Annotated in this window: 10 protein-coding genes; 8 read left to right on the top strand and 2 right to left on the bottom strand. The window is 67.9% G+C overall.

The window, feature by feature from the left end; genetic code table 11:
- Positions 1-16 precede the first annotated feature (16 nt).
- Positions 17-613: a LemA family protein gene (locus tag EZJ19_RS01920; protein ID WP_131444707.1), complete on the top strand. Its 597-nt coding sequence runs from the start codon at positions 17-19 to the stop codon at positions 611-613.
- Between the two features lie 21 nt (positions 614-634).
- Here EZJ19_RS01920 and EZJ19_RS01915 read toward each other — a convergent pair whose 3' ends face one another.
- Positions 635-1,453, bottom strand: coding sequence for a pyruvate, water dikinase regulatory protein (locus EZJ19_RS01915; RefSeq protein WP_131444619.1), 819 nt, complete (start codon positions 1,451-1,453; stop codon positions 635-637).
- 102 nt (positions 1,454-1,555) lie between these two features.
- Between EZJ19_RS01915 and ppsA the strand changes: the two genes are divergently transcribed.
- Positions 1,556-3,925, top strand: a complete 2,370-nt coding sequence (gene ppsA, locus EZJ19_RS01910; protein WP_131444618.1) for a phosphoenolpyruvate synthase — start codon at positions 1,556-1,558, stop codon at positions 3,923-3,925.
- Positions 3,926-4,010: 85 nt separating this feature from the next.
- Here the strand turns inward: ppsA and EZJ19_RS01905 are convergent, their stop codons facing one another.
- Positions 4,011-4,409 (bottom strand): desulfoferrodoxin family protein, encoded by a 399-nt coding sequence (locus EZJ19_RS01905; RefSeq protein ID WP_131444617.1) that lies wholly within the window; start codon positions 4,407-4,409, stop codon positions 4,011-4,013.
- 289 nt (positions 4,410-4,698) lie between these two features.
- On the opposite strand from EZJ19_RS01905, the gene EZJ19_RS01900 reads away from it, so the two are divergent.
- From EZJ19_RS01900 to gyrA, 6 genes are all read left to right on the top strand, one after another.
- Positions 4,699-6,825, top strand: coding sequence for an HAD-IIB family hydrolase (locus tag EZJ19_RS01900; RefSeq protein ID WP_240754614.1), 2,127 nt, complete (start codon positions 4,699-4,701; stop codon positions 6,823-6,825).
- Positions 6,822-7,208: an HAD family hydrolase gene (locus tag EZJ19_RS16525; protein ID WP_206199287.1), complete on the top strand. Its 387-nt coding sequence runs from the start codon at positions 6,822-6,824 to the stop codon at positions 7,206-7,208. The genes EZJ19_RS01900 and EZJ19_RS16525 overlap by 4 nt, the downstream gene beginning before the upstream one ends.
- On the top strand, positions 7,094-7,651 hold the full coding sequence (locus EZJ19_RS01895; RefSeq protein ID WP_206199286.1) for an HAD family hydrolase: 558 nt from the start codon (positions 7,094-7,096) through the stop codon (positions 7,649-7,651). Before EZJ19_RS16525 ends, EZJ19_RS01895 begins: the two co-directional genes overlap by 115 nt.
- On the top strand, positions 7,648-8,529 hold the full coding sequence (locus EZJ19_RS01890; protein ID WP_131444615.1) for a PfkB family carbohydrate kinase: 882 nt from the start codon (positions 7,648-7,650) through the stop codon (positions 8,527-8,529). Before EZJ19_RS01895 ends, EZJ19_RS01890 begins: the two co-directional genes overlap by 4 nt.
- On the top strand, positions 8,526-10,922 hold the full coding sequence (locus EZJ19_RS01885; RefSeq protein WP_131444614.1) for a sucrose synthase: 2,397 nt from the start codon (positions 8,526-8,528) through the stop codon (positions 10,920-10,922). The genes EZJ19_RS01890 and EZJ19_RS01885 overlap by 4 nt, the downstream gene beginning before the upstream one ends.
- Positions 10,923-11,065: 143 nt before the next feature.
- The coding region (gyrA, locus tag EZJ19_RS01880) for a DNA gyrase subunit A (protein ID WP_131444613.1) at positions 11,066-13,520 on the top strand (2,455 nt) is incomplete at its 3' end.

The following is a 13,520-nucleotide window of genomic DNA, read 5'->3' as shown; positions in this document are numbered from 1 at the left end:
TATGTGCCGTAACATTATGAAATATATGCTTTCAGTCCTGCTTGCAAGCCAGTTGGCCGGCTGTGGCTACAACACCATGCAGGCCCAGGACGAGGAGATCAAGGCGCAATGGTCGGAGGTGCTCAACCAGTACCAGCGGCGTGCCGACCTGGTGCCCAACCTGGTCAATACGGTGAAAGGCTATGCCGCCCACGAGAAGGACATCCTGATCCAGGTTACCGAGGCGCGCGCCCATGTCGGCCAGATCGCCGCCACCCCGGAACTGATCAACGACGAGGCCGCCATGGCGAAGTTCCAGGCCGCCCAGGGTGAGTTGTCGGGGGCCCTGAGCCGCCTGCTCGTCGTCGCCGAGAACTATCCGCAACTGAAGGCGGACGCGGCGTTCCGCGACCTGCAGGCGCAGTTGGAAGGCACCGAGAACCGCATCACGGTGGCGCGCAACCGCTACATCCAGGCGGTGAAGGTCTACAACACCACGGTGCGCCAGTTCCCCAGCAACCTGACCGCTATGATGTTCGGCTATCACACCAAGGCGAACTTCACGGTCGACAACGAGAAGGCGATCTCGGCGCCGCCGACCGTCGACTTCGGTGCGCCGGCGCCGGCCAGGTAGGATCCGGGGCGGGAATGCGCCCTAGCGTCCGCCCTTGACGAGGGATTGCCGCAGGATCGCGGAAATCTCCTCGATCGAGCGGGTGCTGGAGTCGAGCACCGGAATACCCGCCTCGGCCATCATCTGGGTGGCCAGGTCGAGTTCCCGCTTGCAGGTGTCCATGGCGGCGTACTCGCTGTTCGGGCGCCGTTCGGAACGGATGGCCGACAGGCGCTCCGGGGTGAGCGTCAAGCCGCGCAGCTTGCGCTTGTATGGCCGGATGGTGGCCGGCAGGCTGTGCTTCTCGAAGTTCTCCGGCGTGAGCGGGTAGTTCGCGACCTTGAGGCCGTACTGCATGGCCATGTACAGGGAGGTCGGCGTCTTGCCGCTGCGCGAGACGCCGACCAGGATCAGGTCGGCCTGCTCGTACTTCTGCGTTGCCAAGCCGTCGTCGGCCGCCAGCGAGAAGTTCACCGCGTCGATGCGCTCATGGTAGGCGGTCTCGTTGGAGGCGCTGTGCGACTGGCCTTTCAGGTGGATGGCCGGCCGCCCGAGTTCCTTGGTCATGAGGCCGATGAAGTGGGCGAAGACGTCCATGATCATCGCCCCGGTGCTGTCGAGGATGGCGCGCGCGTCGTCGTCTGTCATGGTGGAAAACACCAGCGGACGCATTCCGGAGGCCTGCCAGGCCTCCCGAATGCGTTTTGCTGCATCTTCCACTTTGTCCAGAGTGTCTACGAAAGGTAAACTTTCGGTTGCGAACGCTTCGCCGGGAAATTGGCATAGGAGACTCTTGCCGAGAATCTCGGCCGTGATCCCCGTGTGATCGGAAACGATGAATACTGATCGCGTTGGGTTCATGAGGGAGGAGCTCGCGGGTTGTGTTCGAAAATTTAGTTGGTCACGGTCGTCGCGCTTCGTGGGGAGGCGTTGGGCGCCGGGCCTGGCCTCGTATCGAGGATAATGATGGACTATATCGCGCGCTTTCAAACCCTGTCCATGCACGACGTGGAGAAGGTAGGTGGCAAGAACGCCTCTCTCGGGGAAATGCTTTCCAACCTTTCCAGCAAGGGCGTCCGGGTTCCGGACGGCTTCGCTACCACGGCCGACGCGTTCCGGGAATTCCTGGCCCAGGGCGGTTTGGCCGACCGCATCGCCGATAAGCTGGCGACCCTGAACGTCGACGACACCGTGGCCTTGGTCAATGCCGGCCGCGAAATCCGCGGCTGGATGATGGAGGCCCCGCTGCCTCCCGGTCTCGAAGCCGGCATCCGTCACAATCACCGCCTGATGTGCGCCGAAGCCGGCGAGGACCTGCAGTTCGCCGTGCGTTCCTCCGCCACGGCCGAGGACCTGCCCGACGCTTCTTTCGCCGGCCAGCAGGAAACCTACCTGAACATCCAGGGCGCCGACAACCTGATCGACGCGGTGAAGCGCTGCTTCGCCTCGCTCTACAACGATCGCGCCATCGCCTACCGCGTGCACAGCGGCTTCGCCCATGAGGTCGTGGCCTTGTCCGCCGGCATCCAGCGCATGGTGCGTTCCGACCTGGGCGTCGCCGGTGTCATGTTCACCCTGGATACCGAGTCCGGCTTCCCCGACGTGGTCTTCATCACCGGCTCCTACGGCCTCGGCGAGACCGTCGTGCAAGGCTCGGTGAACCCGGACGAGTACTACGTCCACAAGCCCAACCTGACCGCCGGCAAGCGCGCCATCATCCGGCGCAAGCTGGGCGACAAGGCCACCCGCATGGTGTTCGCCTCGGAGGCCGTGGCCGAACGTTCCACGCGCGTCGAGGAAGTGCCGGTCGGCCTGCGCCACAACTTCTGCCTGGACGACGACGAGCTGCTCGAACTGGCCCGCTACGCCATGATCATCGAGGAGCACTACGGCCGCCCGATGGATATCGAGTGGGGCCGCGACGGCCACGACGGCAAGCTGTACATCCTGCAGGCCCGGCCGGAGACCGTGAAGTCGCGCGCCGGCCAGGTCCAGGTACGCTACAAGATGCTCGAGAAGGGCGAGATCATCGCCACCGGCCGCGCCATCGGCAGCAAGGTGGGCGCCGGCAAGGCCCGGGTCATCAAGACCCTGGACCAGATGCACGAGGTGCAGCCGGGCGACGTCCTGATCGCCGAGATGACCGACCCGGATTGGGAACCGGTCATGAAGAAGGCCGCCGCCATCGTCACCGACCGGGGCGGCCGTACCTGCCACGCCGCCATCATCGCCCGCGAACTGGGCGTCCCGGCCGTGGTCGGTGCCGGCAATGCCACCACCACGGTGCCCGAAGGCGCCGAGGTGACGGTGTCCTGCGCCGAGGGCGAGGACGGCCACGTCTACGCCGGCCTGCTCAAGTTCGAGAAGACCGAGACCCTGGTCAAGGCCATGCCGGACATCCCGGTCAAGATCATGATGAACGTCGGCAACCCCGAGCAGGCTTTCCACTTCGCCATGCTGCCCAACGCCGGCGTCGGCCTGGCCCGCCTGGAATTCATCATCAGCAACGCCATCGGCATCCACCCGAACGCCGCCCTGGAGTTCCAGAAGATGCCGGCCGAAGTGAAGAAGGCCATCGAGAACAAGATCGTCGGCTACGGCGATCCGGTCAACTTCTACGTCGAGAAGCTGGCCGAAGGCGTCGCCACCATCGCCGCCGCGTTCTGGCCGAAGCGGGTGATCGTGCGCATGTCCGACTTCAAGTCGAACGAGTACGCCAACCTGATCGGCGGCCCGCAGTACGAGCCGGAGGAAGAGAACCCGATGCTCGGCTTCCGGGGCGCCGGCCGCTACGCCCACCCGATGTTCCGCCATGCCTTCCAACTCGAGTGCCGTGCCATCCGGCGGGTGCGCGAGGACATGGGCCTGACCAACGTCGAGATCATGCTGCCGTTCGTGCGCACCCTCAAGGACGCCGACGACGCCCTGGCGGTGATGGCGGACAACGACCTCAAGCGCGGCGAGAAGGGCCTCAAGGTCGTCATGATGTGCGAACTGCCGTCCAACGTCCTGCTGGCCGAGGAGTTCCTGCAACGCTTCGACGGCTTCTCGATCGGCTCCAACGACCTGACCCAGCTCACCCTGGGTCTGGACCGCGACTCCAGCCTGGTGGCCGAGAAGTTCGACGAGCGCAATCCGGCCGTCAAGAAGTTCCTCGCCATGGCCATCCAGGCCTGCCGCAAGGATGGCAAGTACGTCGGCATCTGCGGCCAGGGCCCGTCCGACCACCCGGATCTCGCCGAGTGGCTGATGGAGCAGGGCATCGACAGCCTGTCGCTGAACCCGGACACGGTCGTCTCGACCTGGACCCGGTTGGCCGCCCTCAAGCGCTGATCGGCGCCTGTTCGGCATGGAAAAGGCCGGGTTCGCCCGGCCTTTTCATTTTTGGCGCTCGACTGCCCGGCGCCGCGCCGGTGCGTCAGAGGGTGACGGTCTTGATCCACCAGTCGTGCTGGTTGCAGGTGCTGGTAACGGTCAACGGACCCTTCACGCCGGCGGGCAGCGTGTAGGTCGAGATCGGCGCGTCCTTCGAGGTGAACGTCTTGCGGCCGAGCAGTTGGCCGTCCGGCAGGACGACCGAGTGGCTGACGATGTAGTGGGCCTCGGTCATGGGGTGCGGCGTGGTGACCTTGATCGTGTCGCCGCTGACCTCGACGACCGGTACGTGCGTGCCTTGCTTGCCCTTCCAATGGCCCGGCTGGGCATCGCTGAAGATGACGTTTTCCATGCCGGCCGGTTCGGCGGCCTGGGCCTTGCTGACGAGGGCGAGGCCGGCGGCGCTGGCCAGCGCGGCGTTGATGAAGGTGCGGCGTTCCATGGCGTTCTCCTGGTGCGGACTGAAGGGTGGTGGGGTGCAGCACGACTAATGATAGTTTAATACCCGAGTAATATCGTCTGGTTTGTGGGGCGCGCTGACCGCATGACCTTCGGCCGCACTGCGTGCCGGAGCACCGCGGCTTGGTACCCCGGGGCCGGCGGGCCTTTTGCCTCACTCGGGTAATCGCGTTACCCTAAAAAACATGGTTTCGCGAAATTCTGGTCTCGGGGGAGGCAGTCCGTCCCTCCCGGAATCTTCCCAAACCGCCGCGCCGGGCCTGTATGTCCTGTTGCTCAGCATCCACGGCCTGATCCGCAGCCACGACCTGGAACTGGGGCGTGATGCCGATACCGGCGGGCAGACCCTGTACGTGGTCGAACTGGCCCGTGCCCTTGCCGCGTGCCCGGGCGTCGCCCGGGTCGACCTGGTTACGCGGCGCGTGCTCGATGGCCAGGTCAGTCCCGATTACTCCGCGCCGGTCGAGCCGCTCGCCGGCAACGCCCGCATCGTCCGCATCGACGCCGGGCCGGAAGGCTACCTGGCCAAGGAATCGCTCTGGGATCACCTCGATTCCTTCGCCGACAACACCCTGAGCTTCCTGCGCGCCGAGGGCCGCCTGCCCGACCTCGTGCACAGCCATTACGCCGACGCCGGCTACGTCGGCAAGCGGCTGGCCGCCCAGCTCGGCGTACCCCTGGTCCATACTGGCCATTCGCTCGGCCGGGTCAAGCGCCGGCGCCTGTTCGCCGCCGGCCTCAAGCATGACGTCATCGAGGCTCGCTACCAGATGGGCCGGCGGGTCGAGGCGGAGGAGGATACCCTGGCCGCGGCGGAACTGGTGATCGCCTCCACGGCGGACGAGGTCGAGGAGCAATACGGCCTCTACGACCACTATCAGCCCGGCCAGATGCGCGTCATCCCGCCTGGGGTCGACCTGGCCCGTTTCAAGCCGCCGGACGGCGGCGAGCGCGCCGAGCCGATCGCCGGCGAGGTGGCCCGCTTCCTGCGCGAGCCGGACAAACCCCTGGTCCTGGCCATCTCCAGGCCGGACGAGCGCAAGAACATCGCCACCCTGGTGCAGGCCTACGGCAGCTCGGCGGAATTGCAGGAGAAGGCCAACCTGGTCGTGGTGGCGGGCAACCGGGACGACGTCCGCGACCTCGACGGCGGCGCCCAGGCGGTGCTCGGCAACCTGCTGCTCGACATCGACCGCTATGACCTGTATGGCCGGATTGCCTACCCCAAGCACCACCGGCGCGACGAGGTGCCGGTGCTCTACCGCCTGGCAGCCAGTTCGGGCGGGGTGTTCATCAATCCGGCCCTGACCGAGCCGTTCGGCCTCACCCTCATCGAGGCGGCCGCCAGCGGCCTGCCCATCGTCGCCACCGCAGACGGCGGTCCGCGCGATATCGTCGCCAACTGCCGCAACGGCTATCTGGTCGACCCGCTCGACGGCGACGCCATCGTGGCGGCCCTGCTCGAGGTCATCGACGACCCGGACAGCCGGCGGCGCCTGGCCCAGCAGGGCCTGGAAGGCGTCCAGCGGCACTATTCCTGGACCGCCCACGCCGAGGCCTACCTGGCCGCCGTGCGGCCGTTGCTCGAAGGCGGCACGGCGCCGGCGCACCCGGTCCTGCGCCGGCGCCCGCGGCTATACCACGACCGCGCCATCTTCACGGATCTCGACCAGAACCTGCTCGGCGATCCCGCCTCGCTGGCCGACTTCGTGCGCGTCGTGCGCGCCAACCGCAAGTGCGCCAGCTTCGGCATCGTCACCGGGCGCAGCCTGGAATCCGCCCTCAAGGTCATGCGCCGGCACGGCATCCCGATGCCCGACGTGCTCATATCCAGCCTGGGTACGGCCATCCACTACGCCCCGGAATACCAGGAGGACAAGGCCTGGAGCCGCCACATCGACCATCTCTGGACGCCGCGCGCGGTGCGCGCCGTGCTCGACGAGTTGCCCGGCCTGAAGCGCCAAGGCAAGGAGGAACAGACCGGCTTCAAGGTCAGCTATTTCATCGATCCCCAGGTGGCGCCGCCGCTAGAGACGATCAACAGCCTGCTGCACCAGGCCGAACAGACCGTCAACGTGTCGCTGGCGTTCGGCCAGTTCCTCGACGTCACCCCGGTGCGCGCCTCCAAGGGCATGGCCCTGCGCTGGTTCACGCACCAGTGGGGCATCCCCCTGGAGCACGTGCTCGCGGCCGGCGGCTCCGGTGCGGACGAGGACATGATGCGCGGCAACACCCTGGCCGTGGTGGTGGCCAACCGTCATCACGAGGAGCTGTCCAAGCTGGCCGACGTCGAGCGCATCTATTTCGCCCAGGCGGGCTATGCGCGCGGCATCCTGGAGGCGATCGAGCACTACGACTTCTACGGCAGCTGCAACGTGCCCGGGGCGGATGGCCGATGAGCGGCCGGGTCCTGATCGCCACCGACCTGGATCGGACCCTGATCCCGAACGGGGCCGCGCCGGAGTCGCCCGGCGCCCGTGCCCTGTTCGCCCGGGTGGCGGCGCGCCCCGACGTCGTCCTCGCCTACGTCACCGGTCGCCACCGCGCCCTGGTCGAGGCGGCCATCGCCGAGTACGGCCTGCCCGTGCCCGATTATCTGATCGGCGACGTCGGCAGCACCGTGTACCGCGTCGAGGGGGCGATTGGCGGCCGATCGCGGACTGGGAGATGTTTATCGCGGGCGACTGGCAAGGCCGGGAGGCGGGCGACCTGGCGCCGGCCCTGGCCGGATTGGCCGGCCTGCGCCTGCAGGAGGCGGCCAAGCAGAACCGCCACAAGCTGAGCTACTACACGCCGCTCCTGGCCGATCCGGCCGGGCTCCTGGCCGAGGCCCGCGCGCGCCTGGCCGGCCTGGGCGCGGCGGTCAACCTGGTCTGGAGCGTCGACGAGGCGGCCGCGGTCGGCCTGCTCGACGTCCTGCCGGCCTCGGCGGGCAAGCTCCACGCCCTGGCCTTCCTGGCCGAGCGCCTGGAACTCGGCCCCGCGCGGACCCTGTTCGCCGGCGACAGCGGCAACGACCTCGAGGTCCTGGCCGGGCCGTTTCCCGCCGTCCTGGTCGCCAACGCCACCGCCTCCGTGCGCCACCAGGCGCGGGCGCTGGCGGCGGCGAACGGCACCGGCGGGCGCCTGTACCTGGCCGAAGGCGGCTGGCGCGGCCTAAACGGCAACTACAGCGCCGGCATCCTGGAAGGCCTGGCCCATTTCCTGCCGGAGTACCTGCCTTGACCGGGCGGCCGCTGATCTTCGGCGAAGTGCTGTTCGACCGCTTCCCGGACGGCAGCGAGGTCCTCGGCGGCGCCCCGTTCAATACCGCCTGGCACCTGCAGGGCTTCGGCGTGGCCCCGCTGTTGGTCAGCCGGGTCGGCGCCGATCCGGCCGGGCACCGGGTGCTCGCCGCCATGCACGACTGGGGCATGGACTGCGCCGCCGTGGAAACCGACCCCGAGCGGGCCACCGGCCGCGTCGACGTCGAGCTGGCGGCCGGCGAGCCGCGTTACCGCATCGACCCGGACCAGGCCTACGGCCACATCCGGGCAAGCGGGGCGACGGGCGGCCGCCCGGGGTTGCTGTACCACGGCAGCCTGGCGCTCTGGCGCCCGGATTCCCGCCGGGCCCTGGACGACCTGACCCGGCGCCTGGGGGCGCCCATCTTCCTGGACGTCAACCTGCGCCCACCCTGGTGGCGGGCGGACGACCTGGAGGCCTGGCTGGAACGGGCGACCTGGGCCAAGCTGAACGAGGACGAACTGGCCTGCATCGAAGGCGCTGCCGGCTCGGTCGCCGAGCGCGCCGCCCGGTTGTGCCGGCGCTTCGACCTGCGCCGGGTGGTGGTCACCCTGGGCGCGGCGGGCGCCCAGGCGGTCGACGTGGAGGCGGGCGAGGCCACGGTGCGCCCGGCCGCGAGCGGCCCGGTGGTCGATACCGTCGGCGCCGGCGACGCCTTCTCGGCCGTGCTGATGCTGGGCCTCCTGGCCGGCTGGGACCTTGGTGCCAGCCTGCAGCGGGCCCAGTCCTTCGCCTCCGCCATCGTCGGCGTACGCGGTGCCACCGTGGCCGATGCGGCCTTCTATCGACCCTTCCTGGATGCCTGGAGCGCGCCATGAAACCTCGCCTGATCGACCGCCTGCGCAGCTATTTCCAGGACCACCGCAGCGACGCCCATCGCCTGCTGCACAGCCTCGTCGCGCTGGACCGCCAGTTCCTGTTGCGCAGCGCGATCACCGACGCCTACGCGAGCCAGGCCGACGACGACGCCGGCATGCCGGACTCGCCGCTCGCCGAGGCGGTCGCCCTCTGTCAGGAGGCGGCCGTCAACCACGCCTGGCTGTATCTGGCGCTGCGCCACAACGTGGCGCGCTGGCAGTACCTGCGCGTGCACCTGGAAACCATGGACATCGAACCGGTCGACGCCGCCGCCTACCTGCATTTCAAGGAACGCCTGGCCACAGGGGCGGACGAGGATGCCTGGACCCTGGAATTCGACGTCGCGCCGTTTTCCCGCGAGATGCCCAAGCTGCAGGAGGCGGATTCGATCGGCAACGGCGTGCGCTTCCTGAACCGGCGCCTGTCGAGCCGATTGTTCGAAACCCTGGAGGGTGGCGCCTTGCGCATGCTCGATTTCCTGCGCCTGCATCGCTGCCAGGAACGCCAACTGATGCTGAGCAGCGACGTCGGCGACCTCGACAGCCTGCGCACCGCCCTGCGCCAGGCCGACCACCTGCTCGGCCGGCTGCCCGGCGCGGCGCTCTGGGAACAGTTCGCACCGCGCCTGCGCGCGCTCGGCTTCGAGCCGGGCTGGGGTAACGACGCCGGCCGGGTGCGCGAGACCATGGCCATGCTGCGCGACCTCCTGGAGGCGCCGTCGCCGGCCATCATGGAGAGCTTCCTGGCCCGCATACCGATGATCTTTTCGGTCGCCGTGCTGTCGCCGCACGGCTGGTTCGGCCAGTCCAACGTGCTCGGCCGCCCGGATACCGGCGGCCAGGTGGTCTACATCCTCGACCAGGTGCGCGCCCTCGAGGCGGACATGCGCCGGCGCCTGGCCGAGCAGGGCCTGGACGCCATCGAGCCGCAGGTGGTGGTGATCACCCGCCTGATCCCGGAGGCCGAGGGTACGACCTGCGACCAGCGCGTCGAGGCGATCGCCGGCAGCAGCCACGCCCGCATCCTGCGCGTGCCGTTCCGCAACGCGGCGGGCGAGGTGCTGCCGAACTGGCTGTCGCGCTTCGAGGTCTGGCCCTACCTGGAACGCTTCGCGGTCGACGCCGAGCGCGACCTCCTGGCCGAACTGCACGGTCGGCCGGACCTGATCATCGGCAACTACTCCGACGGCAACCTCGTCGCCACCCTCATGGCGCAGCACCTGGGCGTCACCCAGTGCAACATCGCCCATGCCCTGGAAAAGACCAAGTACCTGTATTCCGATCTGTACTGGCGCGACATGGACGCGCACTACCACTTCGGCTGCCAGTTCACGGCCGACCTGATCGCCATGAACGCCGCCGATTTCATCATCACCTCGACCTACCAGGAGATCGCCGGCACGGCCGACAGCCTGGGCCAGTACGAGTCCTACATGACCTTCACGCTGCCCGGCCTGTACCGGGTCGTGAACGGCACCGACATCTACGACCCCAAGTTCAACATCGTCTCGCCGGGCGCCGATCCGGACATCTATTTCCCCTACGAGCGCAGCGAACGCCGCCTCGGCCACCTGCACCCGGGCATCGAGGCCATGGTGTTCGGCGCCGAGACCGGCGCCGACGCGCGCGGCGTCCTGGTCGAGCCGGACAAGCCGTTGCTGTTCACCATGGCGCGCATGGACCGGATCAAGAACATCACCGGACTGGTCGAGTGGTACGGCAGCCACGCCGAGCTGCGTGCCCGCGTCAACCTGCTCGTGGTGGCCGGCCACGTCGACCCGGCCGCCTCGGGCGACGACGAGGAACGCGAGCAGATACTGCACCTGCACCACCTGATGGACCACTTCGGCCTCGACGGCGAGGTGCGCTGGCTGGGCCGCCACCTCGACAAGGCGACCGCCGGAGAGCTGTACCGGTTCGTCGCCGACCGCCGGGGCGCCTTCGTGCAGCCGGCCCTCTTCGAGGCCTTCGGCCTGACCGTGATCGAGGCCATGGCGTCCGGGCTGCCGACCTTCGCGACCTGTTTCGGCGGCCCCCTGGAGATCATCGAGGACGGCGTCTCCGGCTTCCACGTCGACCCCAACCACGGCGACGAGGCGGCCGCCAAGCTGGCGGCCTTCTTCGCCCGCTGCCGGGAGGAGGAGGGCTACTGGCAGGCCATCTCGGCCGGCGGCCTGGCCCGGGTCGAGGCCCGCTACACCTGGCAGCGCTATGCCGAGCGCATGCTCACCCTGGCACGCGTGTACGGCTTCTGGAAATACGTCAGCGACCTCGAACGCACGGAAACCCGGCGTTATCTGGAGATGTTCTACGGTCTCCAGTTCCGGCCCTTGGCACTGGCGCTGGGGCACTGAATCCAGGCCCTGCGCGGGGGCCCGGAAAAGGCGCCTGCCGGGCGCCTTCGGACGGCTTGCGGATGGCCTTGGAAGCTCGGTCTGATGCGGGTTTCGTGCTAAAATTACTTACTTTTTTGCCCCGATAACGACAACGCTCCGCCATGGACCAATTTGCCAAAGAGACCCTACCCGTAAGTCTGGAAGAGGAGATGCGCCGCTCCTACCTGGATTACGCCATGAGCGTGATCGTGGGCCGCGCGCTGCCGGATGTCAGGGACGGTCTCAAGCCGGTGCACCGGCGCGTTCTGTACGCCATGCACGAGCTGTCGAACGACTGGAACAAGGCTTACAAGAAGTCGGCCCGTATCGTCGGCGACGTCATCGGTAAGTACCACCCGCACGGCGACACGGCCGTCTACGACACCATCGTGCGCATGGCCCAGGACTTCTCCCTGCGCTATCCGCTGGTGGACGGCCAGGGCAACTTCGGCTCCGTGGACGGCGACAACGCGGCGGCCATGCGTTACACCGAAATCCGCATGGCCAAGATCGCCCACGAACTCCTGGCCGACATCGACAAGGAGACGGTGGACTTCGGCCCCAACTACGACGGCTCCGAGCAGGAGCCGCTGATCCTGCCGGCCAAGATCCCCAACCTGCTGATCAACGGCTCGGCCGGCATCGCGGTGGGCATGGCCACCAACATCCCGCCCCACAACCTGAACGAGATCGTGGAGGCCTGCCTGGCCGTGCTGGAACGGCCCGAGATCACCCTGGACGAGCTGATCGACATCGTGCCGGCGCCCGACTTCCCCACCGCCGGCATCATCTACGGCGTCGAGGGCGTGCGCGAGGGCTACCGGACCGGGCGCGGCCGCGTGGTGATGCGCGCCAAGGTGCACTTCGAGGAGATCGACAAGTCGAACGGCCGCCAGGCCATCATCGTCGACGAACTGCCCTACCAGGTGAACAAGGCCAACCTGTGCGCCAAGATCGGCGAACTGGTGCGCGAGAAGGCCATCGAGGGCATCTCCGAGATCCGCGACGAGTCGGACAAGTCCGGCATGCGCATGGTCGTCGAGCTGAAGCGCGGCGAGATGCCCGAGGTGGTGCTCAACAACCTGTACAAGCAGACCCAGATGCAGGACACCTTCGGCATGAACATGGTGGCCCTGCTGGACGGTCAGCCCCGCCTGCTCAACCTGAAGCATATGCTGGAGGCATTCCTGCGCCACCGCCGCGAGGTGGTGACCCGGCGCACGAAATTCGAGCTCAAGAAGGCGCGCGACCGCGGCCACGTCCTGGAAGGCCTGGCCGTGGCCCTGGCCAACGTGGACGAGATCATCGCCCTGATCAAGGCGGCGGCCACCCCGGCCGACGCCAAGGCCGGCCTGATGGAACGGGCCTGGCGGTCCGACCTGGTGGAGGCCATGCTCGCCCGTTCCGAGAGCGGCGAAGCCTACCGTCCGTTCGGCCTGGCGCCGGAATACGGCCTGCACCCGGACGGCTACCACCTGTCCGACGTCCAGGCCCAGGCCATCCTGGACCTGCGCCTGCAGCGCCTGACCGGCCTGGAGCAGGACAAGATCCTGGGCGAGTACAAGGAGGTCATGGACCGCATCACCGACCTCCTGGACATCCTCGACAAGCCGGAGCGGGTGACCCAGATCATCGCCGAGGAACTGACCGCTATCCGCAACCAGTTCGGCGACAAGCGCCGCAGCGAGATCGTCGAGGATGCCGCCGGCTTCAGCCTGGAGGACCTGATCACCCCGGAAGACGTCATGGTGACCCTGTCCAACACCGGCTACATCAAGTCCCAGGCCATCGACGAATACCGTACCCAGAAGCGCGGCGGCCGCGGCAAGCAGGCCGCGGCGACCAAGGAAGAGGATTTCATCGAGAACCTGTTCGTCGCCAACACGCACGACTACATCCTCTGCTTCACCGACCGCGGCCGCATGTTCTGGCTCAAGGTCTACGAGGTGCCCCAGGGCGGCCGCAGCAGCCGCGGCAAGCCGATCGTCAACCTGCTCAAACTGGAGGGCGAGGAGCGGGTCACCGCCATCCTGCCGGTCAAGGAATTCGACGAGGGCCATTACGTCTTCATGGCGACCGCCAACGGCACGGTGAAGAAGACCCCGCTGGTGGACTTCTCCCGGCCGCGCTCGAACGGCATCATCGCCGTGCGCCTGGACGAGGGCGACTACCTGATCGGGGTCGCCATCACCGACGGCCACCACGACGTCATGCTGTTCACCGACGAGGGCAAGGCCAACCGCTTCGACGAGGCCGACGTCCGCCCCATGGGCCGCGACTCGCGCGGCGTGCGCGGCGTCAAGCTGCCCGACGGCGCCACGGTGATCGCCCTGCTGGTGGCCGAGAACGAGGACCAGTCTGTGCTGACCGCGACCGAGAACGGCTACGGCAAGCGTACCCCGGTCTCCGAATACACCCGCCACAACCGGGGCGGCCAGGGCCTGATCGCCATCCAGACCAGCGAGCGCAACGGCAAGGTGGTCGCCGCCACCCTGGTCGACACCAGCGACGAGATCATGCTCATCACCACCGGCGGCGTCCTGATCCGTACCCGGGTCAGCGAGATTCGCGAGATGG

It is taken from the genome of Parasulfuritortus cantonensis, assembly GCF_004337445.1.
GTDB lineage: Bacteria > Pseudomonadota > Gammaproteobacteria > Burkholderiales > Thiobacillaceae > Parasulfuritortus > Parasulfuritortus cantonensis.
The sequence above is the reverse complement of the archived record's forward strand: the minus strand, read 5'-3'. Positions and strand labels throughout refer to the sequence as shown.